Here is a 24,078-nt window from a genome sequence, read left to right as displayed (position 1 = left end):
GCGGGTCGTTGCCGTGCACATCTGAGTGGTGCGTTGTCGATCCTGTCATGGACGTGTGGCGGGCAGTAAGGGGATGGCGGGCGGTCGGGTGTCGGCGGGCGCGGCGGGGATTGTCAGTGGGCCGTGGCAGGATCGGGGGCGTGGCAGGAAAGGCAGTGAAGATGAGCGAAGCGACCGGCGGCGAGGCGGCGGGTGGCCGTCCGCGCCTGCTCCTGATGGACGGGCATTCCATGGCGTACCGGGCGTTCTTCGCCCTGCCCGTGGAGAATTTCACCACCGCGACCGGGCAACCGACCAATGCGATCTACGGCTTCGCGTCGATGCTCGCGAACACGCTGCGTGATGAGGCTCCCACGCATTTCGCGGTGGCGTTCGACGTCTCGCGCAAGACGTGGCGGTCGGAGGAGTTCCCCGACTACAAGGCGAACCGTTCCAAGACGCCCGACGAGTTCAAGGGGCAGGTGGAGCTGATCGGGGAGCTGCTGGACGCGATGCACGTCAAGCGCTTCGCGGTGGACGGTTTCGAGGCCGACGACGTCATCGCCACGCTCGCCACCCAGGCCACCGCCCAGGGCTTCGAGGTGTCGATCGTCACCGGTGACCGGGATTCCTTCCAGCTGGTCTCCGATGACGTCACGGTCCTCTATCCGACCAAGGGCGTCTCGGAGCTGACGCGTTTCACGCCGGAGAAGGTCGCCGAGAAGTACGGTCTGACGCCGGCCCAGTATCCGGATTTCGCCGCCCTGCGCGGTGATCCGTCGGACAACCTCCCGGGCATTCCGGGTGTCGGTGAGAAGACCGCCACGAAGTGGATCAATCAGTTCGGTTCGTTCGCCGAGCTGGTGGAGCGTGCCGACGAGGTGAAGGGCAAGGCGGGGCAGAATCTCCGCGATCACCTGGAGTCGGTGAAGCTCAACCGCCGTCTGACGGAGATGGTCCGCGACGTCGAGCTGCCCTGTGGCCCTGCGGAGCTGACCCGCCTGCCTTATGACCGCGAGGCCCTCAAGGTCTTCCTGAATGCCCTGGAGATCCGTAATCAGGGTCTGCGGGACCGCCTGCTGGCCGTGGATCCGGGGGCTGCCGAGAGTGCGGAGCCGGCCGAGCCGGCTGCCGGCGTCGAGGTGGACGGCACGGTTCTGGGCACCGGTGAGCTGGCCCCGTGGCTGGTCGAGCACGGTGCCGGGCCGCTGGGTGTGGCCACCGTCGATGTGTGGACGCTGGGCAGTGGCAGTGTGGCCGAGGTGGCGCTGGCCACGGCGCACGGCCCGGCTGCCTGGTTCGATCCGGCGCAGCTGGACGAGGCCGACGAGCGGGCCTTCGCCGCCTGGAGTGCCGATGCCGCCCGCCCCAAGGTGATGCACAACGCCAAGGGTCTGATGCGGGTCTTCGGCGAGCACGGCTGGCGTATCGACGGTGTCGCCATGGACACGGCGCTGGCCGCCTATCTGGTCAAGCCCGGTCGTCGGTCCTTCGCGCTGGACGCGCTGTCGATCGAGTATCTGGGCCGTGATCTCGCCCCGGCTGCCGCGGGGGACGGCCAGCTGGCGTTCGGTGCGGACGAGCAGGCCGAGGCGGAGGCCCTGATGGCGCAGGCCCGCACGGTTCTGGATCTGGGGACGGCGTTCGGTGCCAGGCTGGCCGAGGTCGGTGCCGCCGATCTGCTGCGCGAGGTGGAGCTGCCGACCAGTGAGCTGCTGGCCCGGATGGAGCGGGCCGGTATCGCCGCCGACCGGGGTTGGCTGGAGCGGATGGAGCAGCAGTTCGCCGGCGCCGTCCAGCAGGCGGTCAAGGAGGCGCATGCGGCGGCCGGCCATGAGTTCAACCTCGGCTCGCCCAAGCAGCTCCAGGAGGTCCTTTTCGGCGAGCTGGGTCTGCCCAGGACCAAGAAGACCAAGACCGGCTACACCACCGATGCCGACGCCCTGGCGTGGCTGGCAGCCCAGACCGACAACGAGCTCCCGGTGATCATGCTCCGCCACCGGGAGCAGGCCAAGCTGCGGACCACGGTCGAGGGTCTGATCAAGACCATCGCGGCGGACGGCCGGATCCACACCACGTTCAACCAGACCGTCGCGGCCACCGGCCGGCTGTCCTCCACCGATCCGAATCTGCAGAACATCCCGGTGCGGACGGACGAGGGTCGGGCGATCCGTCGCGGTTTCGTCGTCGGCGAGGGTTTCGAGTCGCTGCTGACCGCCGACTACAGCCAGATCGAGCTGCGGGTGATGGCGCACCTCTCCGAGGACGAGGGCCTGATCGAGGCGTTCACCTCGGGTGAGGATCTGCACACCACCGTTGCCTCCCAGGTGTTCTCGGTGGCCAAGGCCGAGGTCGATCCGGAGATGCGCCGCAAGATCAAGGCGATGTCCTACGGCCTGGCCTACGGGCTGTCCGCGTTCGGTCTCTCCCAGCAGCTGGGCATCCAGCCGGACGAGGCCCGCAAGCTGATGGACACCTTCTTCGAGCGGTTCGGCGGGGTGCGGGACTACCTCCAGCGCGTCGTCGAGGAGGCCCGTGCCACCGGTTACACCGAGACGATCCTCGGCCGCCGCCGTTATCTGCCCGACCTCAACAGCGACAATCGCCAGCGTCGTGAGATGGCCGAGCGGATGGCGCTGAACGCCCCGATCCAGGGCACCGCCGCCGACATCGTCAAGATCGCGATGTTGCGGGTGGATGCTGCGCTGCGTGCGGCGGAGCTGTCCTCCCGGATGCTGCTCCAGGTCCATGACGAAATCGTGGTCGAGGTGGCTCCCGGTGAGCGGGCCCGGCTGGAGGAGCTGGTCCGGAAGGAGATGGCCGCCGCCGTCGAGCTCCGTGCCCCGCTGGATGTCTCGGTCGGTTCGGGCGGGGACTGGGAGTCGGCGGCGCACTGACGCCGCTCCGGGGTGCGTTCGGTGGTCGCGCCGTCCGCACCCCGGCTGTTCCGTTGCGGTCGTCCCGTCGGTCCGTGTCAGGCGGGGCCGGCCTCGGCGCCCGCCGGGCTTCCCGGTGCGTTCCCGTCCGTCGCGGCCGCGTCGCGCCGTGCCCGCCGGCCCCGTAGCCGTAGTGCCGCCGTGCAGACCAGCAGTGCCGGTACGAGCCCGGCGCCTGCCCCGAAGAGCAGGTCCGGCAGGTAGTCGAACCACCCCACCGTCGTCCCGTGGACGGTGTATGCCCGCAGCGTGCGGTATCCGCCGCCGAGCAGTGCCCCGAGGGCCACCACGGCGGTGAGCGACAGCCGCAGGCGCAGCGGCAGTTCGGGTATCGCGGGCCCGGTCCCACTCGTTCCGGCCGTGGGGCGGGGCCGTGGCGCCGTCCACAGGAACCATCCGACCACCGCCAGGCCCAGCGCCGAGGTGGTGTACTGCAGATACATGGCCAGTGGCCGGCCGGCCACCACGGTGTCGAGCACCGGCAGCAGCCGGGCGCCCCAGCGTCCGGGGTGGGTGAAGGCATCCCAGCCGACGTGCGTCGCGGCGCCGAGCACCGCCGACACCACGAACCAGGCGGCTGCCAGGGCCCGTTCGCGGGTCGTGTGTGGCCGCCGGGGCGGGTTCGGGGTGCCGGGCGCCGGCCGCTCGCGTCCGGTCCGCGGCAAGAGTGCGCGCAGCGGCTCGCGCACCAGGAGCCAGCCGCCGACCAGCAGCGCGCTGAGCAGTACGTCCACCGTCACCACGCCGGCCGGGGAGTGGGTGAACGTGCCGAATTCCATGCCGCCGGGAACGAAGGTGGCCGCGTAGTACGTCGTATCCGGTGCGAACGCCCCGGCGACCAGCGCGGGGGCGATCAGGGGGCCGCGGGCCGTGCCGGTGCGGCGGAGAAACGGCAGGACGGCGGCGGCATGGCTCAGAGTGAACGGCATCGGCCCCTCCTTGATCGATTCGGATCATTATGTGGCCGATGGGAGTGGTGACGGTGCGGCCCGAGTTGTCGTAGTGTCGCCGGAGTTGGGCGCTGGGGAGTGCGGCACGGCGCCACACCTCGGAAGCCGGACAGCGGCGACCGGTGCGCGCGGCAGGTCGACACGGAGGGGACACCACGTATGGCAGCCACATTCCGGCGGCGGCTCCAAAGGGGAGTGGCTTCCACGGCCGTGGCGGCGGCCGCGCTGGCCGCGCTCACCGCCTCCCAGGCGCCCGGTGTCGCCGAGCGCGCGGCCCGCGCCGACCGCAGCCCGGTGCCGCCCGCCGACACCCCCATCGACGGCGGCTCGTCCTACTTCACCGACCTGCCGCCTCTCAAGTCCCCCGCCCCACCGAAGGGTTCCGGCCACTCCGGCGACAGCGGCGGCGTGTTCCACGGGCCCTCCCAGGCGGGTATTCCGGCCACCGTCCTGGCCGCCTACAAGAAGGCCGAGGACCAACTCCGCGCCTCCGAACCGGGTTGCCGGCTGCCCTGGCAACTGCTCGCCGGGATCGGCGAGGTGGAGTCCGGTCACGCCCGCGGCGGCGCGGTCGACGCCGCGGGCACCACCCTCTCGCCGATCCTCGGGCCCCGGCTCGACGGCCACGGCTTCGCCCTGATATCCGACACCGACGGCGGCCGCTACGACGGCGACACCACCCTCGACCGCGCCGTCGGCCCGATGCAGTTCATCCCCTCCACCTGGTCCCGGGGCGGCCCGCGCGGCGAGGGCTGGGGCGCCGACGGCAACGGCGACGGCGTCAAGGACCCCAACAACGTCTTCGACGCCACCCTCGCCGCGGGGCGTTACCTCTGTGCCGACGGACGCGACCTGTCCGATCAGGCCGACCTCGACCGGGCCGTCCTCGGTTACAACGACTCCGCCGAGTATCTGCGTGTGGTGCTGTCCTGGTACACGTTCTACCGGAAGGGCACGTTCGAGGTACCGGACGGCAGCGGCGCGCTCCCCGTCCACCGCGGCGGCGGCACGTCCGCCACCCACACCGGTCCCGGCAAGCGCCCCGGTGGCGAGCAGGCCGCGCCTTCGGCCCCCGGTGGCACCTCGGGCCGGACGAAGCCCAACACCCCGGCGGTTCCGGGCGGTTCGCCGCGCCCCGGTCGTTCCACCGGCCCGACCCACGGCGACGGCACGCCGACGCCCGCCCCGTCCCCGAAGCCCAGGCCGGTCCCGCACCCCACGCCCACCCCGAAGCCGCCCACGAAGCCCGCCCCGCCCGCCGCCCTCGAAGCGGTCGCCGACAAGGACGGCAAGGCCCTGACGGCCACCGTGGGCACCGACTTCGCCACCGCGCCCCGGGTGCGCGCCGAGGACGCCGACGGCAAGCCGGTGGCCGGCGCCGCCGTCCGCTTCACCCTCGGCGCCGGCGCCACCGGCACGCGGTTCCCCGGCGGTGCCACGACGGTCACCGTGACCACCGGCAAGGACGGCCTGGCGACCGCCCCGACGCTGCACGCCGGTGACACCGCCGGCCCGTTCACCGTCCGCGCCACCTCTGCCGCCACCGGCCGCACCGTGCCGCCCGTCGACTTCGCCGGCACCGTCACCGCCAGGCCCGCGCCGAAGGTCGACGCGCTCGCCCGGACCTCCGACAAGCAGCTGACGACGGCGGCCGGCGGGGCGTACGCCGACGACGCCGTCCAGATCAAGGCGACCTTCCACGGCAAGGCCGCCGCCGGAGTGCCGGTCACCGCCACCCTGGTCACCGACGACCCCAAGAAGCCCGTCGAGAACGACCGCGGCCCCTACTTCAAGGACCCCAAGGCCACCGGTGCCGACAAGGACAAGCCCGTCCGCACCCTCACGGGCCTCACCACCGGCGCCGACGGCCTGCTCACCCTCCCGAAGCTCTACACCGACGCCCACCCGGGCACCTACCGGCTCCGGCTGACCACCGCCGACGGCGCCGTGCTGACCGTCACCCTCACCGTGACGGGGCCGGCCGCCGCCTCCTGACCGCCCGGCCCTCGGGCCGTACCGCCACCGTCACCGCCGTGCCGCCCGTCCACCGGGACGGCACGGCGGTGAAACGTGTTCTCATCTCCGCCGCCCGTTGCTACCGTGCCCCCGCCCTGACACCGCGTCGGGCAGTTCTCCGGGAGGACGGCCATGCGCGCCCTGACAGCAGCCGCGATCGGACTGGCCGCGGCGCTCGCCCTCGTCTTCACCATCACGGCGATCGGCGCCCCCGAGGGCCGGACGTCCCCCGAGCCGCTGCTGACCACCGTCCCCGCACACCCCTGAGGGAGGGACGCCCGCCATGCGCCGAACCTCGCCCGGCACCGGGGCGCACCCGGCGAAGCCGCCACGAGGGATGCGCCGCCCCGCGAGCCTCGTCCTGCTCGGCCTCGCCGCCTTCTTCACCGCCCTGTCCCCGCTGATGCGGTGGTACGCCTTCCCCCGCCTCGCCAAGATCCCGCCCAGCCAGTACCAGGACATGGTCCTGGAGGCCCGGCCGGCCACCCTCCTCGACTACGGCACCATGAAGGCCCGGCAGGTACCCGAGGTCACCATCGTGCAGACCCTCAAGGGCAACGTCGCCGAGGCCCACCGGGTCGAGCGGACCACCGGCCGCGACGTCGTGGTCTGGGACACCCTCTCGTTCGTCGCCGGACCCGACGGCAAGATGGTCTCCGAGATCCCCGAGCGCTACGTCTTCGACGCGCACTCCCAGGAACCCGTCCACGCCGCCGGCGAGATGGTCGACGGCGACCCCGTCCGCCGCTCCGGCATCGAGTACAAGTGGCCGTTCCTCACCGAGAAGCGGGACTACGCCTACTTCGACGCCCAGACCCGCACCTCCGCCCCCATCCACTACGAGGGGACCCGCACCTTCCACGGCCTGGAGGTCTACTACTTCGAGCAGACCGTCCCCTGGACCAGGGTCCCGCTCCCCAGGAAGATGCCGGTCCAGGGCGTCACCCCGGAGACCGTCGCGAAGGCGGGCACCACCCGCTGGTACTCCACCAGGCGGATGTTCTGGGTCGACCCGGTCACCGGCGCCCCGGTCAACGGCGAGGAGATCCACAAGGAAGAACTGCGCGGCGGCCAACTGGTGCCCGGCGGCGGCAAGGTGACCGCCTTCGCCGGCCATGTGAGGATGCGCGCCGACTACGTCGCCTCCACCCTCGCCCTCGTCAAGTCCCAGCGCACCCTGGTCCTGCTGCTCACCAGCTACCTTCCCTGGGGCTTCCCGGCCCTCGGCGCCGTCCTCCTCGCCGCCGGCCTGCTGCTCGAAGCCCGCGGCCGCCGCCCCCGCCCGCGACCGGCGTCCGAGGGCGTTGTCAGTGGCGGGTCGTAGCGTGGAGGCATGACATCGACGAAGCGAACGACGAAGCCGACGGCGAGGCGGACACAGCGACCGTGCGGCCCTCGAAACGCCTGCCGGGCAAGGGAGTTGACGTCGCCCGGTGCTCCGGGGGAGCGGGGCGCGCGGCGCCGTCCGCCCCGCGGTGGGACGGCCCCGCCCGGCGGGCTCTCACCCCCGCCGCAGCCGCGCCGTGGTGTGCCGGGTTGGCTCGGCTGTCGAAGGGTCCTCCGGCCAGGGGTGCTTGGGGTAGCGGCCGCGCAGCTCCGCCCGGACGGCCCGGTAGCCGTCCCGCCAGAAGGACGCCAGATCCGCCGTGACCGCCGCCGGCCGCCCGGCGGGCGAGAGCAGATGCACCAGCACCGGCACCCGCCCGTCCGCCACCCGCGGCGACTCCCGCAGGCCGAACAACTCCTGGAGTTTGACGGCCAGTACGGGCTGCTCGCCCCCGTAGTCCACGCGCACCCGGGAGCCGCTCGGCACCTCGATCCGCTCCGGCGCCAGCTCCTCGAAGCGCACCGCCGCACCGGTCGCCCACGGCAGCAGTCGGGTCAGCGCCTGTCCCGCGTCCACCCGCGCCAGATCGGCCCGCCGCCGGGCCCGCCCCAGCTCGGTCCCCAGCCACTCCTCGACGCGCTCCAGCAGTGCCGCGTCGGAGACGTCGGGCCACGGTGCGCCCAACTCCCGGTGCAGAAAGGCCATCCGCTGCCGCACCGCGGTCGCCCCGGCGGTCCACCGCAGCAGTCCGAGGCCCTCCCGCCGCAGACCGTCCACGACGGCGGCGCGCAGCAGTCCGGCATCCGGTGCGGTCAGGGGGCGGGCCGCCAGCTCGATCGCGCCCAGCCGGGTCACCCGCCGGGCCACCACCTCGCCGTCCGACCATCGCACCTCCTCCCCGGAGGAGTACAGCGCCTCGGCCGCGGCCACGGCGGTCTCCTCGTCGATCACCGCCGCGAGCCGGATCCGCGCGGACGCCGCGGTCACCGGCCGGTCCGCCACTGCGACCGCCAGCCAGGCCGCGTCCCGCAGCCGGGACCCGTCCCCGGCCCGGCTCCCGGCCCCCGCCCCGGCCAGTTCGGCGCCGGTCCCGGACGCCATCAGGTAGCTGCCGGCCGTGCGCGCCCGGGCCACCCGCTCCGGGAAGGCCAGCGCCGCGACCAGCCCGGCCGCCGCGTCCTCCGGGGCCGGGCCCGTGCCCGCCTCCGGCCGTTCCTCCGTGGCCCGCTCGGGCTCACCGGCCGCCGAGGCCAGCCGCCGCGCCTCCTGCCGCCATCGCGCGGCGTAGGCGTCGCCGCCCCGGCGCGCGGTGCGCCAGGCGGCCGCCAGGTCGTCCCCGTAGGACCGCGGCGGTTCCTCGCTCAGCAGTGCCACCACCTCCGCGGCGCGCCGCACGCCGACCTCGGGCGCCCCGTCCAGCAGTGCGCGGGCCAGCCGCGGGTGCAGTCCCAGCCGCGCCATCCGGACGCCCCGCCCGGTCGCCCGGCCGCCGGCGTCCACCGCGCCGATCGCCGTCAGCACCTCCCGGGCCGCGGCCAGCGCCCCGGCCGGCGGCGCATCGAGCAGCGCCAGCCCGCTCGCGGACGGATCACCCCAACAGGCCGTCTGCAGGGCGAACGCGGTGAGGTCGGCGACCTTGATCTCCGGGTCCGGGAAGCGCGGCAGCCGCCCGTCCTCCCCCTCGGCCCAGCAGCGGTAGACCACCCCGGGCCCCTGCCGCCCGGCGCGCCCGGCCCGCTGCCGCGCCGCCGCCCGGGAGGCACGTACGGTCGCCAGCGCGCTGAGCCCTCGCGCATGGTCCATCCGTGGCACCCGGGCCAGCCCGCCGTCCACCACGACCCGCACGCCCGGCACGGTCAGGCTGGACTCCGCCACGGAGGTCGCCAGCACGACCCGGCGGGCCCCCGCCGCGCCGCCCGCCAGCACCGCGTCCTGCACCTCGGCCGGCGCCCGCCCGTGCACCTGCAGCACCTCGGCGTCCACCCCGGCCAGCTGCCCCGCCACCCGTGCGATCTCCCCGACCCCGGGCAGGAAACACAGCACATCGCCGGACCGCTCGCGCAGCGCCCGCCGCACCACGGCCGCGACATGCGCCAGCAGCGCCGGATCCACCCGCATCCCGTGCGGGGGCTCCACCGGCCGCTCCGGCGGCGCCCACACGACCTCCACCGGGTGCGAGACGCCCTCCGCCGCCACCACGGGCGCCGGCTCCCCGGCGCCGCCCAGCAGCCGCGCCCACCCCTCCGCATCCGTCGTCGCGGAGGCGGCGAGCAACCGCAGCTCCGGCCGCAGCGCCGCCCGTACGTCCAGCAGGAAGGCCGCGCAGGTGTCGGCGTCCAGATGCCGCTCGTGGCACTCGTCCAGCATCACGACGTCCACCCCGGCCAGCTCCGGATCGCGCTGCAGTCGCTGCAGCAGCACTCCGGTGGTCACCACCTCCACCGTCGTGCGGGGCCCGGCCCGCCGCTCCCCGCGCACCGTGAAGCCGACGCGGTCGCCCACCCGCTCACCGAGCAGCCACGCCATCCGCCGCGCCGCGGCCCGGGCCGCGATCCGGCGCGGTTCGGCGACGAGCACCCGCCGCCGCGGCCCCGCGCCGGTCAGCCCGGCCAGCTCCAGCGGCACCAGCGTCGTCTTGCCAGTGCCCGGCGGCGCGCACAGCACCGCGGTACCGGTCGTGTCGAGGGCGCTGCGCAGCGCGGGCAGCGCACTGCGGACGGGCAGTTGGGCGAGGGCGGCGCCGGGTGTACCGGCGGCCGGGGAAGGGGTGCGGCTCACCGCTCCAGTCTGCCGCCCGGGCACCGGTCCCCGGCCGCCCGCCCCGGCATGATCCGCCCCGGGAGCGCTACGCCCCGGCCGCCTCGCACACGAAGATCGCCGTCCCCGGGATCAGATGCCCCCGCAGCGGAGACCAGCCGCCCCACTCCTGGGTGTTCCACTCGGGCCACTCCGGTTCGACGAGGTCCACCAGCCGGAAGCCGGCCGCCACCACGTCGCGCACCCGGTCGCCCAGCGTCCGGTGGTGCTCCACGTACACCGCCCGGCCCTCCTCGTCCTGCTCGACGTACGGCGTGCGGTCGAAGTACGAAGCCGCCACCGACAGGCCCGCCGGCCCCGGCTCGTCGGGGAACGCCCAGCGGATCGGATGGGTCACGGAGAAGACGAACCGCCCGCCCGGCCGCAGCACCCGGCGGACCTCCCGCAGCACCCGCACCGGATCGGCCACGAACGGCAGCGCCCCGTAGGCGGAGCACGCCAGGTCGAAGCAGCCGTCGCGGAACGGCAGCGCGCCCGCGTCCGCCTCCACCAGGCCGACGGGGCCGCCGCTGTCCGCGCCGGCGAGCCGCAGCGCGTGCTGGAGCTGCCGGTGGGAGAGGTCCAGGGCCACCGGGAGTGCGCCCTGGGCCGCCAGCCAGCGGGAGCACTGCGCAGCGCCGGCACCGATCTCCAGGACCCGCCGGCCCCTCAGCTCCGCGGCCGGCCCCAGCAGCGCGGCCTCCGCCTCGTCGAGCCCCTCCGGGCCCCACACGAACCGGTCGTCCCCGAGGAAGGCGCCGTGCTCCCTCTGGTACTCGTCCGCGTTGCGGTCCCACCAGCCACGGCTGGCCCGGCTGCTCTCGGTGTCCGACGCGTCACGACGCGTCGCCTCCGGCTCGCTGTCCCTCACGTATTGGCTCATCGCGCCCGTCGTCGTAGTCTTCGCTGTGCTTGTCGCAGCGGGGGACTGCGAGGTCGTACGACCTCGCAGAACAATCGCGTGCGCCGGTTACGGGGCGTTCCGCCCCGGCTGTGCGCCTTTGGCGCATTGACCCTGTCCGGCTGCCCCCGTATGCTACAAGTTGCGCTGCGGGCCTGCGCGCCTCGGACGGAGCAGGCCGCGCTCGCATCTGTATGAATGTCCCCTCGGTTTTGAGGCGTTTCGGTTGGCTCCGGTTTTGCGGGGCTCCGGAGGGTGCGCCTTAGACGCTGTCCGGTCTGATGCAGAGGCGATACGGGCTCTCGGCGTAGCAGTACCTACGACTTCAATGTCCGTACCGGAGCCCTTTCCCACATGACGAGCAGCACCGAGACCACCGCCACCACCCCGCAGGTTGCGGTCAACGACATCGGTAACGAGGAAGCTTTCCTCGCCGCGATCGACGAGACGATCAAGTACTTCAACGACGGCGACATCGTCGACGGCGTCATCGTGAAGGTCGACCGGGACGAGGTCCTGCTCGACATCGGTTACAAGACCGAAGGCGTCATCCCGAGCCGTGAGCTCTCGATCAAGCACGACGTCGACCCCAACGAGGTCGTCGCCGTCGGTGACGAGATCGAAGCCCTTGTTCTCCAGAAGGAGGACAAGGAAGGCCGCCTGATCCTCTCGAAGAAGCGCGCCCAGTACGAGCGTGCCTGGGGCACCATCGAGAAGATCAAGGAAGAGGACGGGATCGTCACCGGTACCGTCATCGAGGTCGTCAAGGGTGGTCTCATCCTCGACATCGGCCTCCGCGGCTTCCTCCCGGCCTCCCTGGTCGAGATGCGCCGTGTCCGCGACCTTCAGCCCTACGTGGGCAAGGAGCTCGAGGCCAAGATCATCGAGCTGGACAAGAACCGCAACAACGTGGTCCTGTCCCGCCGTGCCTGGCTGGAGCAGACCCAGAGCGAGGTCCGCCAGACCTTCCTCACCACCCTCCAGAAGGGTCAGGTGCGCTCCGGCGTCGTCTCCTCCATCGTCAACTTCGGTGCCTTCGTGGACCTGGGTGGCGTCGACGGTCTCGTCCACGTCTCCGAGCTGTCCTGGAAGCACATCGACCACCCGTCCGAGGTCGTCGAGGTCGGCCAGGAGGTCACGGTCGAGGTCCTGGACGTCGACATGGACCGCGAGCGCGTCTCCCTGTCGCTCAAGGCGACCCAGGAAGACCCGTGGCAGCAGTTCGCCCGGACCCACCAGATCGGTCAGGTCGTCCCGGGTAAGGTCACCAAGCTCGTTCCGTTCGGTGCGTTCGTCCGCGTGGACGAGGGCATCGAGGGCCTGGTCCACATCTCCGAGCTGGCCGAGCGCCACGTGGAGATCCCGGAGCAGGTCGTCCAGGTCAACGACGAGATCTTCGTCAAGGTCATCGACATCGACCTGGAGCGCCGCCGCATCAGCCTCTCGCTGAAGCAGGCCAACGAGTCCTTCGGCGCCGACCCGTCGGCGGTCGAGTTCGACCCGACCCTGTACGGCATGGCCGCGTCCTACGACGACCAGGGCAACTACATCTACCCCGAGGGCTTCGACCCGGAGACCAACGACTGGCTGGAGGGCTACGAGGCCCAGCGCGAGGCGTGGGAGCAGCAGTACGCCGAGGCGCAGCAGCGCTTCGAGCAGCACCAGGCCCAGGTCATCAAGTCCCGCGAGGCCGACGAGCAGGCTGCGGCCGAGGGCGCTGCCGCTCCGGCGGCCGGCGGCCAGGGCGGCGGCAACGTCTCCGGTGGCTCGTACTCCTCGGAGTCGGCGGACAACTCCGGCGCCCTGGCGTCGGACGAGGCCCTCGCCGCGCTCCGCGAGAAGCTGGCCGGCGGCCAGAGCTGAACGGTCCCACCGTCAGCGCTAGCCGGTTGAGGTAGCTGAAGACGCGAGGCCCGCCCCCTTCGGGGGGCGGGCCTTCGTCATGCGCGGGCTGCGGTGGTGGGCTGCGGGGTGGTGGCCGGGGGCGGGCCGACCGGCGTGCTCCTGCCCCGCCGTGTCCGGTGGCTGGAGCAGCCCTGGAGCGAGGTCCGCCAGACCTTCCTCACCACCCTCCGGAAGTGTCAGGCGCGCTCGGGCGTCGTCTCGTTCATCGTCAACTTCGGGGCCTTCGTGGACCTGGGGGCGCCGGGAAGACCCGTGACAGCAGTTCGCCCGGACCTGCCAAAGCGGAAGGCCGGCGCGCCGGACCGCAGGACGAGCTGGGTGCGGGGCTCGCAGCCGTCGTTGGTGGTGCGGACACTGGGCCTGTTCTCGACGAGCACCTCGTCGGCCTTGATGCCGGCCGTGTCGGCCGTGGCGGCCCATGAGGCGTCGAAGCGGAGGCCGGGCGGACTCCTGCCGCCGAAGGCGTTGCCGATGATCGGGGCGCCGGTCGTGCCCTGCTCGATGCCGGCGTTCTCCCCGCCGACACCCGCGCCGATCATGTCGTTCAGGATTCGCCCGCCCTTGCTGGACGTGCGGCAGTGCACGCCCTCCTCGGCCAGGTCGTGGACGGCGACCGCGTCGATCACCGTGCCGCTCGCGGCGTCCGTCACGATGCTCTTCCGGCCGCCGGTGACGGTGATGCCCGGGACGGTCCGGCGCCCCGTCCAGATGGCGCCCGTACCTGCCGTCGGCTGCGGGGGCCAGGTGTGCGGCGATGGAGAAGGCGCCCAAACGTCCGGTGCGCAGTCAACTTCCTTTCTGTACATGAATATTGGGCGGGTAGGTGAATCGACGGGGCGTGGTGAAGCTGGAGATACGGACTGAGTGGTGCCATGGGTTCGCGTGGGGATGCGGGCGCCGTGCGGTGGGGGAGCGGGGCGATCGGTCGCGGAGGGCGAGGGTCCATTGACGTGAATGGTGGGTGGTGAGGAGGGGGCGGAGAAGGTGTGCGGGGCGGTGGCGGTGCGGGGACCGGGGCGGCGGGGCGGGAATGCCTGGGGCCGCTCGGGACGTTGTCACCCATGGACACGAGGAGGAGCGGTCACTGTGTTGGATCCGCAGGGGTTGTACGAATGGGAACCGAGCGGGCTGGCGGCGGTCGAGGCGATCACGGCCAGGGACTCCGCCGGTCTGGTGCTGCTGTACCACTTCGAGGGTTACATCGACGCCGGTGAGACCGGTGAGCAGATCGTGGAGCGGCTGCTGGACGGCCTGCCGCACCGGGTCGTGGCGCGCTTCGACCACGACCGGCTGGTCGACTACCGCGCCCGCCGGCCGCTGCTCACCTTCGAACGCCACCGCTGGACGGCGTACGAGGCCCCGAGCATCGAACTCCACCTGGTCGAGGACGCCACCGGAGCGCCCTTCCTGCTGCTGTCCGGACCCGAACCGGACGTGGAGTGGGAGCGGTTCGCGGCGGCGATCCGGCAGATGGTGGAGCGGCTCGGCGTCCGGCTGTCGGTCAACTTCCACGGCATCCCGATGGGCGTTCCGCACACCCGGCCCGTGGGCCTCACCCCGCACGGCAACCGCACGGACCTGATGCCGGGTCACAACAGTTTCTTCGACGAGGCTCAGGTGCCGGGCAGTGCGGAGTCCCTGGTCGAGTTCCGGCTGGCCGAGGCCGGTCACGACGTCCTGGGCGTGGCGGCGCATGTGCCGCACTACATCGCCCGGTCCGCGTACCCGGACGCCGCGCTGACCGCGCTGGAGGCCGTGACGGCCGCCACGGGCCTGGTGCTGCCCAACGCCGCGCACTCGCTGCGCACCGAGGCGCTGCGGACACAGGAGGAGATCGAGCGGCAGATCTCCGAGGGCGACGAGGAACTGGTCGCCATGGTGACCGGCCTTGAGCACCAGTACGACGCGGTGGCCGGAGCGGAGACCCGGGGCAACCTCGTTGCCGAGCCGGTGGAGCTCCCGTCGGCCGACGAGATCGGCCGGGAATTCGAACGCTTCCTGGCGGAGCGCGAGGCGGAGGGCGGCGGGGGCGCGATCTGAGGCGGGCTGGGCGGGACCGAGTGGCTTGGGGCGGTTGGTGGGGCCCCGGTTGGCGTCGGGACCGGCCGGTTTCCGGGGCCGGTCGGCTGGGTGCCGCGGTGGCTCGTCGCCGGGCTTGGTGTGCCTGCCGGGCCGGGCGCGCCCGTTGCGGCCCTCGGGATCGTCGTGCGCTTCCTTCCTTGGCCTCGTTCGTCTCGTTCGCTTTCCGTGCGTCCTTGGTCGATGAGGGGCGTGGCGCGTCTGCGGCGTCGGCCTTGTGCGGGATGCCCTCCCGGGCGCTCCGCGATGGCGTCGGGCGTATAGCGTGGGGCCATGGTGAAGGTGGGGCTGACCGGCGGGATCGGTGCCGGCAAGAGTGAAGTGTCGCGGCTGCTGGCGTCGTACGGTGCGGTGATCGTGGACGCGGACAAGATCGCACGCGAGGTCGTCGAGCCCGGAACGCCCGGACTCGCGGCGGTGGTCGAGGAGTTCGGGGAGGACGTCCTCGCCGCGGACGGCACTCTGGACCGGCCGAAGCTGGGCGCGCTGGTCTTCTCCGACCAGGAGAAGCTGAAGGCGCTCAACGCCATCGTGCACCCGCTCGTGGGCGCCCGGTCGGCCGAACTCGAGGCGTCGGCCGGACCGGACGCCGTGGTGGTCCACGATGTACCGCTCCTGACGGAGAACGGCCTGGCACCGCTCTACGACCTGGTCGTGGTCGTCGACGCGGCACCGCAGACTCAACTGGACCGGCTGGTGCGGCTGCGCGGCATGGCGGAGGACGAGGCTGGGCGTCGGATGGCGGCGCAGGCCACCCGCGAGGAGCGACTGGCCATCGCCGATCTGGTGATCGACAACGACGGTCCGCTGGAGGCGCTGGAGCCCCAGGTCCGCAAGGTCTGGGAGCGCCTGCGGGGCGTCTGAGACCGGGCGATAGCCTCACCGCCATGACAACACCCACCGAACTCGCCCCCAAGACCGCCGGTACCGGCAGCGGGCCCGATTCCGCTGCCGCGGACTCCTGTCCCGCGGCAGGCTCCGTCGACGCCGCTCCTGCCTCCTTCGTGGTGAACGTGCCCGGCCTCGCCGACACCGACCTGGAGCCGGAGCCCCTCGACCCCGAACAGATCGTCTCCGGTGACCCGGTGGTGACCGGCAAGGTGCTGTGGGAGGCGCCGGACGGCCGCCAGATCCGCGGCATCTGGCAGATCACACCGGGCGTGGTGACGGACACGGAGGCGAACGAGCTCTTCGTGGTCGTCAGCGGGCGCGCCACCATCGAGGTCGAGGGCGGCCAGGTCCTGGAGGTCGGGCCGGGCGACGCCTGCGTCCTGCGCGAGGGCGACCGCACACGCTGGACGGTGCACGAGACACTGCGCAAGGCGTACCACATCAGCCTCTAGCGACGGATGCGTCGGCCTCAGCGTGAGGGGCTGACGTCGGTGCGGGACGCGCCACCGGCAACGGGCACCCGACGGACGGGACCGTCGCACGGGGAATGCGGCACCGAACCCCAGTGTTGACGACGTGGTTGGTGCACTGCACAGATCGCGGTGCGGAGCATGGCCGTCCACGGCCTGCCCCGACGACCCCCGGAGAGGAGACGGTCCGTGCCCGAGCGCAGTCCCGAGACACATGTCATCGACTACCGTGCCGCGGAGCAACTACTGGCCGCCCGCGACCCGCGCGGCGCGATCAGGCTGCTCGATTCGGTCATCACCGCGCACCCGGAGCACACCGCGGCGCGACTGCTGCGGGCCCGCGCCTTCTTTCTCTCCGCCCAACTCCGCCCTGCGGAGCTGGAGTTCCAGATCGTCCTGGAACGCGAACCGGACAACGCCTTCGCACACTTCGCCCTCGCTCGCACACTGGAACGTGCCGGCCGTCCCGACGAGGCCCTGCGCCACTTCCGCCTGGCGGCCGCCCTGGAACCGCGCCCGGAGTTCCTCGAAGCCGCCCGTTTCGGCCCCGACCGGGGCAACGGAGGCCGTGCGGCCGGTCCGGACGACGGTGCTCCGTGACCGCGGCCACCAGCGTCCGTGAGCCCGTCACCGCCCACCGCTGGTGACGTGCTGCGGCTACGGTCTGGAGTCGCGCCGCCGACCGGAGTTGTCACGTATCTCGTTGTGTCCCCGGTCGGGCTCGTAGGGCGGTATGTTCCTGCCGGGTTGGTAGTGCGGTCCCTGGTGGATGTGCCGGATCACCATGGCCAGGTCCGCGAGGGTCACCGCGGCCAGTGCGGCACAGGCGGCCGCCCACTGCGGCCGGCCGGCCATCACGAACGCCACGGCGCCGGCAACCGTCCACAGCAGTCCCCACAGGGCCAGCCCGAATCGCATACGCAGTGGGCTGCGCGCGTGGAGAGGCTCATCACCTGTGCGCATGGCCATCCATCTCCCGTCTCCAGCATCCTCCTGATCGTCACGTCCGTCACGTGCCGTTGTGCTCCTCCCCGGCCTCCCGTGAGGGGGCCTTCCGGTGTTGCCCGTCCCGCCCCGGCGGGGCGTCGCCTTCCGGGCGGGGGTCGCCGGCCGGGTGGGCGTTGATCCAGGACAGTCCACCGATGTCGAGCCGGGACCGGGCGCGGGTCACCGCGACATAGGCCAGGCGGGCCTCGTCGAGGTCGATGGGACCCGGCAGCGGCGTGCCGTCCGCGTCGCGCTCGTCGAGATCGTCGGGGCCGGTGAAGTCGTCGGCGATGCGCACACCGGACCACTCGCGGCCCTTGGCGCGGTGGGCCGTGGACACCGTGACCTCTGCGGACGCCTCCGGCGAGAGGTGCTCCAGTGCCCGGAGCACGGCGTCCGCGCCGTGTTCGTCGATGAGCTCCACCAGGGGCAGCAGGTCGCGTCCTGCCGGGTCGAACTCGGCGTACTCACGGAGCTCGGACCAGCTCTCGAAGAGCATCAGCTCGGGGTGTGCGGTGCGCCGGCCCGCGGCGAGGTCCTGGGCGGCGCGGGCCAGGGCCCGCAGCGGCTCACCGCCGCCCGCGAGCGCGACCGTGCGGTCCGCCTCCAGCTGCCGTATCACCTCGACCATGGCGCCCACATTCGTCCGGCACAGGATCGCCTCGGCCCTGGGGAGTCGGCACAGTTCGGTCTCCTGGTGGGGCGACCCCGTGAGGCGGATGGGGGCGTCGACGATCGCCAGCCAGCGGTTGGCCTCGTCGGCGAGCGCAGGGCCGAAACGGAAGGAGCGAGAGAGGCTGAGATGGGTGCCGTCGAAGCCGGTCATCACATCGCGGGCACCGCGCCAGCCGTAGATGGCCTGCGCTGAGTCCCCGACGAGGACCAGCTGCGCGTGCTCGCGCTGTGCGGTGAGGACCTGTTCGACGACCGGGTTGGTGTCCTGTGCCTCGTCCAGGAGGAGGAAGTCCGCCGGGATGACGGGGGCGCTCAGCGCCCACATCTTGAGGTAGTGATCGTGCTCGAAGCGGACCACGCCGTGGTCGGGGTGGTGCAGATCGGCCCAGGCCCTGCGGGCGTAGGGCAGGACGAGACCGGCGAGCTGGGCGTGCAGTGGCTCGGACTCGGCTCCGCGCAGCGGCGGGACGTGATGGTGGGCGATCTCCTTGTCGGCCGACTGGCAGAAGCGGGTGACGGTGCGCAGGACGGTGTAGGAGAGGGCCTTGTTGTCGACCTTGCGCGGGCCGATGCGTAAGCACATGCCCTCTTCGATCCCGAGGGCGGCGCCGGTGCGCCAGCCCGCCCGGCGAGGGGCGTTCAGACGCGCTTGGTAGCGCCTGCCCACGGCCGTGTAGGCGAGCGCGTGGGCGGTGCCGCAGCTCACCTCGGCGGGGAAGGTGCGGGCGGCGTGGCGGGCGACAGAGCGGTTGAAGGCGAGATAGCGGCCGGCGCGGCGCTGCCGGCGCGCGGTGTGCGCCAGCATCGCCAGGGTCGTCGTCTTGCCCGTGCCGGCGCCGGCCTGGATCACGAGGTGCGCTCCGGTCGGAAAGGCTTCCGCCGCGGCGGTCTGCTCGGGGGTCAGGATGTGCATGGGGGCTCCCGTGTGTGGTGTCGTCGTTCGTGTCGGTTGGTGCCTTGGCTCGGGTCTTGGTTCGGTGTTCGTGCGGTGGGTTGCGGTGCGTTGTTGCGGTCAGGTGTCCGCTGCGGCAGGCGCCGTATGCGATTTCGTCACTGACTGTAATCGAATCGATGCAGGCGTGGGCGGAGTGCGCTCGGCCTGTGGATAACTCCGTAGCGAAGTGGCCGCGCGTCGTCCGTGAGGCTCCGGCGGCGGGGCTTTGTGCTGGTCGGACGGCCGATGCCGGAAGGTGCCGAGTTGCTGCGGGGGTGCCTGCGGGTCGGGCGGGAGGCGGCGCGCGGGCGGATTGTCAGTGGCGTCTGCTTTCCTCGACATCACGCAGAGCCGCGATGGCGCGGACGGCGCGGGAGGTCGCGGGAGAAGGGGGAGGGCGCGGAAGGAGGGGCGCGGGACCGACCGGTCGAAGAGCGCGCCGTGATCGCCTGAGATCGCCGCGGCCGTCGGAGAGCGACGGGGGAGACGACATGAGGACGACCGTAGACTCGCAGGTCGGGGACGTAGCAAAAGGTGACCGGATGCGACGGGCCCGGTGGGCGCCGTCAGCGGCGTCGAACGATCCGATGGCAGGGGACGGCATGACGAGGTGGCACGAGGCGTCGGGAGGGACGCCTCGGTCGTCCGTCACCCCTGCCGGCGGTCGGCCTGTGGCGGTGAAGAGGGCCGGCACGGCGGACGCCGGGGTCGAGGACCGGGCCGCGGAGGTGACGGGCTGTGCCGCACTCTTCCTGCCGGCCCGGACGCCGCGTGCCGGAACGGTCGCCTTCTGGCGGCCGGACGGCGGGGCGCTCCCCGACACCGCGGCCGGATCGGCCGAGGCGGGCGACGACCGGCGGTCGTGGCCGCGCGGCGAGATCACGCGACTGACCGTGGCCCGGCGCCATGGCGGCGGTGCGCGGAGCCGTATCGTGCCCGCACTGGTGCTGCCCCTGCCCGAGGCGGTTCCGGTGCTGGTCCGGGCCCGGCACGCATCGGAGGCCCACCCGGCCGCGGCCTGCTGGGGCGCGGCCACCCTGCACGCGCTGCACCTCGCCGCCCGGGGGCGACTCCTGCCGGGCCTGACCGGTGAGGACACCGACGCCTGGCGGGCCGGCCCGCTCGACCCGGACGACATCGCGCACCTCCGGGCCATCGCCGCCGCCATGCCGGCAGAGGCGTACGCGGCCCCCCTGCCCGACAGCCGGCCGCTCCGCCTGCCCGACCCGGCCGCCCTGGTGAGGGAGTTCGTGGACGCCGTCGTCGACACCCTGCCGCGCACCCCGGCCGCCGCGCTGGTGGCCGGTGCCCCGTTCGCCGCGACGGCGCCGCAGTACCTCCCGGCCGCCCGGGAGTGGGCGAGCGAGGTCGCGGCTGGTACCGATGCCGGAGTGCGGATCTCGCTCCGCCTCGACCTCTCCCCGTCCCGGCTCTTCGACACCACGGGGGAGGGCGCGGCCGAAGGCGAGGGGGCAGGGCGTACGGCCGGGGGCGGCACCGTCGAGGAGCGCCGGGCGGCGGCGGCCGTCCTCCAGGTCCACAGCCTCAGCGATCCGACGCTGATGGCCGATGCCCGCCAGCTGTGGGAAGGCGGGGCGCCCGACGCCTTCGGTGCGCGGTCCCGCGCCGATGCGCTCCTCGCGCTGCGTCGGGCCACCCGTGTCTGGCCCCCGCTCGGCCGCCTCCTGGAGCGCCCGGTACCCGACGTACTCCCGCTCGGCGAGGACGAGTTGTACGACCTGCTGGGGGAGGCGACCGCTCGCCTGGGTACCGCCGGGGTCGCCGTCCACTGGCCTCGGGAGCTGACCCGCGGCCTGACCGCGACGGCGGTGCTGCGCCCCGCGCCGGGCTCGGCCGCGGACGGCTTCGGTTTCTTCGATGCCGGTCAACTGGCGGAGTTCCGCTGGCAGTTGGCCATGGACGGTGTGCCGCTCAACGAGGCCGAGATGGACGCGCTCGCCGAGGCGCACCGCCCGATGGTCCGGCTGCGCGATCAGTGGGCCCTCGTCGACCCCGATCTGGTCCGCAAGGCACGTAAGCGCGAACTGGGCTATCTGGACCCGGCCCGGGCGCTCGCCGCGACGCTCGACGGCACCGCGGAGGTGGACGGCGAGGAGGTCGAGGTGGTGCCGCTGGGCGTGCTCGCCGACCTCAGGGGCCGGCTCACCACCCGGGAGCGCCGGCTGCCCCAGCCGCCCGGTCTCCACGCGACCCTGCGCGACTACCAACTGCGCGGCATGGCCTGGCTCGACACCATGGTCGCCACCGGAGTGGGCGGCTGCCTGGCCGACGACATGGGCCTGGGCAAGACCATCACCGTCATCGCGCTCCACCTCCACCGGCGGCCCGTCGCCCCCGTACTCGTCGTCTGCCCCGCCTCCCTGCTGGGCAACTGGCAGCGCGAGATCGAACGCTTCGCTCCCGGCACGCCCGTGCGCCGCTTCCACGGCGCCGGCCGCAGCCTCGACGGCGTGGACGGCGGCTTCGTGCTGACGACCTACGGGACGATGCGCAGCAGTGCCGCCGAACTTGCTGGCCGCACCTGGGCATGGGTCGTCGCCGACGAAGCGCAACACGTGAAGAACTCGCGTTCCTCCACGGCCAAGGCGCTGCGCGGCATCAAGGCACCCGCGCGGATCGCCCTGACCGGCACGCCCGTGGAGAACAACCTCTCCGAGCTGTGGGCGCTGCTGGACTGGACGACCCCCGGACTCCTCGGCCCGCTCAAGACGTTCCGGGCGCTGCACGCCCGGGAGGTCGAGGGCGGTGAGGACCCCAGGGCGGCGGAACGGCTGGCCGCACTGGTGCGGCCGTTCATCCTGCGCCGCCGTAAGTCCGACCCCGGCATCGCGCCCGAACTCCCGCCCAAGACCGAGACCGACCACCCGGTCCCGTTGGGGCGCGAACAGGCCGCGCTCTATCAGGCCGTGGTCCGCGAGACCCTCGCCCGGATCGAGGGCGCCGAGGGCATGGCGCGGCGCGGCCTGGTGATGAAGCTGCTCACCGCCCTGAAGCAGATCTGCAACCACCCCGCGCAGTACCTCAGAGAGGCCGCCCCGGGCCTCGCCGCGCGCTCCGGGAAGCTCGAACTGCTCGACGAACTCCTGGACGCCATCCTCGCGGAGGACAGCGCCTCGCTGGTCTTCACGCAGTACGTCGGGATGGCGCGACTGCTCGAACGCCATCTCGCGGTCCGGGGCATCCCCCACCAACTCCTGCACGGGGGCACGCCGGTGGCCGAACGGGAGAGGATGGTCGACCGCTTCCAGGAGGGCCGGACGCCGGTCTTCCTGCTGTCCCTGAAGGCGGCCGGCACGGGACTGAACCTCACCCGTGCCGGACACGTCATCCACTACGACCGCTGGTGGAATCCGGCGGTGGAGGAGCAGGCCACCGACCGTGCCTACCGCATCGGCCAGACCCAGCCCGTCCAGGTCCACCGGCTGATCACCGAGGGCACGGTGGAGGACAACATCGCCCAGCTCCTCACCGCCAAGAAGGCCCTCGCCGACGCGGTGCTCTCCGGTGGCGAGAGCGCACTCACCGAGCTGACCGACGCCGAACTAGCCGATCTCGTCTCCCTCAGGAGCGCCCGATGAGCCCCGGGCAGCGGCGTCGGGGCGCCGGCTCCGGGAACACCGTGGCGGCGGACCGACTGCTCCGCGCCGACCGTTCTCGCACCTTCCCGCCGCTGCCGCGCCCCGACGGCGCCGACGGGCCCCGTGCGGCGTCCTGGTGGGGCCGTGCCTGGCTGGAAGCACTGGAGAGCAGTGCGCTCGACGCCGCCCGCCTCGCCCGCGGCCGGACCTACGCCGGCGACGGCCATGTCGACACCATCAACGTCACCCCGGGCCGGGTGATCGCCACCGTACGGGGCAGCCGGCCTCGCCCGTACACCGCCGAGGTGCGGGTCAGAACGCTCGACGAGCAGGAGTGGGAAGCCCTGCTGGACGGCGTGGCCGCCCGCTCCGACCGGCTCACCGCGCTGCTGGGCAAGGAGTTGCCCCGTGCGCTGGCAGAGGGGGATGTGCCGCTCCTGCCGGAGCCGGGGGAGCTGGTGCCCCGGTGCTCCTGCCCGGACAGCGGCCGGCCTTGCAAGCACGCCGCCGCGCTGTGCTTCGAAGTGGCCCGGCTGCTGGACGCCGACCCCTTCGTCCTGCTGCTGCTCCGCGGCCGGGGCGAGCGGGAGCTGCTCGATGAACTGGCCCGCCGCAATGCCGGCCACGACGCCCGGGAAAGCCGGGTACGGGCCGCGCTTCTGGCGGTGGCGGCATCCGGGAGCGGAGGATCCGCTACGGTGGCGCCGGCAGCCACGCCGGTATCCATGTCGGCATCGGCATCCGTGCCAGCATCTTCTGCTCCTGCTCCTGCTCCTGCGTCTTCGCGTTCGGCGTCGGCGTCGGCGTCGGCGCGGGCCTGGGCATCCGGAGACGCCGCGGCGACGGCGTCCGCGTCGGCCTCGGTGCCGGGGGCCGTGCCCCTGGCTGCGCCCCAGCCCCGAGAGGCCGTCGACAGTGATGGCGAGGCCGTGCCCGCGGCGGCCGCACCCCGTGGCGTACTGGCTCGGGAGGCCCTCGCCGACCGGCCCCGGCGGCCGCTTCCGCCGCCCATGGCGGTGCCGCCGCGCCCGGGTCAACCGCCGGCCCTCCCGGACGCCGTCGGCCTCCCGTTCGACGCGGCGACCCTCGAACTCCTCGCCGCCGATGCCGCGGCACGTGCCCACGGCTGGCTGTCCGCGGCCGGCCCCGACGAAGACGCGGGTCCGGCCGGCCCCGGCCCGTTCGCGGCGCTGCCTCCCTGGGAGGACGCCATCCGTCTGGCCGCGACCGCCCACCCCACCGCCGGGCTGACAGCCACCACCCGTGCGCTCTACCGCGAGGTCGCGGCGGCCACCGGCCGCACTCCCGCGGACATCGCGCGTTCCGTCGCCGCCTGGCGACAGGGCGGCGCCGAAGGACTCGCCCTCCTGGAACGCACCTGGAACCCCCCGGCCGGCGACTTCGACCGGGCCCGCAGCGCCCTCCTGGCCGCCGGTCTGCCGTCGCTGCGCCCGCACGACAACCACCTCACCCACGCCGGCCGCGGCATCCAGCTGCGCTTCGGCCGCGACCACCGCTGGTATCCCTACGAATCCGAGCCCGGAGCCGACGACTGGTGGCCCACCGGCCCCGCGGACCCGGACCCCGTGGGCGCCCTGAGCACCCTGCTGGCACGATGACTAACCTCAAGGTC

17 protein-coding genes are annotated in these 24,078 nt (G+C 73.1%); 11 read left to right on the top strand and 6 right to left on the bottom strand.

What is annotated here, in order from left to right:
- Positions 1-161: 161 nt before the first annotated feature.
- Positions 162-2,876: a DNA polymerase I gene (gene polA / locus K2224_RS25650; RefSeq protein ID WP_221908858.1), complete on the top strand. Its 2,715-nt coding sequence runs from the start codon at positions 162-164 to the stop codon at positions 2,874-2,876.
- A gap of 77 nt (positions 2,877-2,953) precedes the next feature.
- On the opposite strand, the gene K2224_RS25645 is transcribed toward polA, so the two are convergent.
- Positions 2,954-3,844 (bottom strand): DUF4184 family protein, encoded by an 891-nt coding sequence (locus tag K2224_RS25645; RefSeq protein WP_221908857.1) that lies wholly within the window; start codon positions 3,842-3,844, stop codon positions 2,954-2,956.
- Between the two features lie 180 nt (positions 3,845-4,024).
- On the opposite strand from K2224_RS25645, the gene K2224_RS25640 reads away from it, so the two are divergent.
- The 3 genes from K2224_RS25640 to K2224_RS25630 all read left to right on the top strand — a co-directional run bounded on the left by K2224_RS25640 (position 4,025) and on the right by K2224_RS25630 (position 7,205).
- Positions 4,025-5,860 (top strand): lytic transglycosylase domain-containing protein, encoded by a 1,836-nt coding sequence (locus tag K2224_RS25640; protein ID WP_221908856.1) that lies wholly within the window; start codon positions 4,025-4,027, stop codon positions 5,858-5,860.
- 153 nt (positions 5,861-6,013) lie between these two features.
- The gene (locus K2224_RS25635; protein ID WP_221908855.1) at positions 6,014-6,148 is read left to right on the top strand and encodes an SPW_0924 family protein; all 135 of its coding nucleotides are present in this window, start codon (positions 6,014-6,016) and stop codon (positions 6,146-6,148) included.
- Positions 6,149-6,218: 70 nt separating this feature from the next.
- On the top strand, positions 6,219-7,205 hold the full coding sequence (locus tag K2224_RS25630) for a DUF3068 domain-containing protein (RefSeq protein ID WP_221909923.1): 987 nt from the start codon (positions 6,219-6,221) through the stop codon (positions 7,203-7,205).
- Positions 7,206-7,382: 177 nt separating this feature from the next.
- Here K2224_RS25630 and hrpB read toward each other — a convergent pair whose 3' ends face one another.
- Together hrpB and K2224_RS25620 are read right to left on the bottom strand one after the other, a co-directional pair.
- Positions 7,383-9,986 (bottom strand): ATP-dependent helicase HrpB, encoded by a 2,604-nt coding sequence (gene hrpB / locus K2224_RS25625; protein WP_221908854.1) that lies wholly within the window; start codon positions 9,984-9,986, stop codon positions 7,383-7,385.
- 67 nt (positions 9,987-10,053) lie between these two features.
- Positions 10,054-10,887 carry a class I SAM-dependent methyltransferase gene (locus K2224_RS25620; RefSeq protein WP_221908853.1) on the bottom strand — a complete coding sequence of 278 codons (834 nt, stop codon included), beginning with the start codon at positions 10,885-10,887 and terminating at the stop codon, positions 10,054-10,056.
- Between the two features lie 372 nt (positions 10,888-11,259).
- Here K2224_RS25620 and rpsA point away from each other — a divergent pair, with 372 nt between their 5' ends.
- Entirely contained in the window at positions 11,260-12,768 is a 1,509-nt protein-coding gene (gene rpsA, locus K2224_RS25615) for a 30S ribosomal protein S1 (RefSeq protein WP_018536792.1), read from the top strand.
- A 218-nt stretch (positions 12,769-12,986) separates the two neighbouring features.
- On the opposite strand, the gene K2224_RS25610 is transcribed toward rpsA, so the two are convergent.
- Complete coding sequence (locus tag K2224_RS25610; protein WP_221909982.1) at positions 12,987-13,460, bottom strand: hypothetical protein; 474 nt, start codon at positions 13,458-13,460, stop codon at positions 12,987-12,989.
- Positions 13,461-13,896: 436 nt separating this feature from the next.
- On the opposite strand from K2224_RS25610, the gene K2224_RS25605 reads away from it, so the two are divergent.
- From K2224_RS25605 to K2224_RS25590, 4 genes are all read left to right on the top strand, one after another.
- Positions 13,897-14,850 (top strand): PAC2 family protein, encoded by a 954-nt coding sequence (locus K2224_RS25605; protein WP_221908852.1) that lies wholly within the window; start codon positions 13,897-13,899, stop codon positions 14,848-14,850.
- Positions 14,851-15,162: 312 nt separating this feature from the next.
- Entirely contained in the window at positions 15,163-15,753 is a 591-nt protein-coding gene (gene coaE, locus K2224_RS25600) for a dephospho-CoA kinase (protein ID WP_221908851.1), read from the top strand.
- 23 nt (positions 15,754-15,776) lie between these two features.
- Positions 15,777-16,232 carry a cupin domain-containing protein gene (locus K2224_RS25595; RefSeq protein WP_260693199.1) on the top strand — a complete coding sequence of 152 codons (456 nt, stop codon included), beginning with the start codon at positions 15,777-15,779 and terminating at the stop codon, positions 16,230-16,232.
- Between the two features lie 207 nt (positions 16,233-16,439).
- On the top strand, positions 16,440-16,850 hold the full coding sequence (locus tag K2224_RS25590) for a tetratricopeptide repeat protein (RefSeq protein ID WP_221908850.1): 411 nt from the start codon (positions 16,440-16,442) through the stop codon (positions 16,848-16,850).
- Between the two features lie 57 nt (positions 16,851-16,907).
- On the opposite strand, the gene K2224_RS25585 is transcribed toward K2224_RS25590, so the two are convergent.
- Complete coding sequence (locus K2224_RS25585; RefSeq protein ID WP_221909921.1) at positions 16,908-17,213, bottom strand: DUF6343 family protein; 306 nt, start codon at positions 17,211-17,213, stop codon at positions 16,908-16,910.
- Positions 17,214-17,259: 46 nt separating this feature from the next.
- Entirely contained in the window at positions 17,260-18,825 is a 1,566-nt protein-coding gene (locus tag K2224_RS25580) for a UvrD-helicase domain-containing protein (protein WP_221908849.1), read from the bottom strand.
- A gap of 623 nt (positions 18,826-19,448) precedes the next feature.
- On the opposite strand from K2224_RS25580, the gene K2224_RS25575 reads away from it, so the two are divergent.
- Both K2224_RS25575 and K2224_RS25570 read left to right on the top strand, forming a co-directional pair.
- Entirely contained in the window at positions 19,449-22,445 is a 2,997-nt protein-coding gene (locus tag K2224_RS25575; protein ID WP_399019644.1) for a DEAD/DEAH box helicase, read from the top strand.
- A complete protein-coding gene (locus K2224_RS25570) occupies positions 22,442-24,064 on the top strand; it encodes an SWIM zinc finger family protein (protein ID WP_221908848.1) in 1,623 nt (540 codons plus the stop codon). The genes K2224_RS25575 and K2224_RS25570 overlap by 4 nt, the downstream gene beginning before the upstream one ends.
- Positions 24,065-24,078: the final 14 nt, after the last annotated feature.

This window comes from Streptomyces sp. BHT-5-2 (genome assembly GCF_019774615.1).
GTDB lineage: Bacteria > Actinomycetota > Actinomycetes > Streptomycetales > Streptomycetaceae > Streptomyces.
Note: the sequence above shows the minus strand (reverse complement) of the source record. Positions and strands in the feature narration are given on the sequence as shown.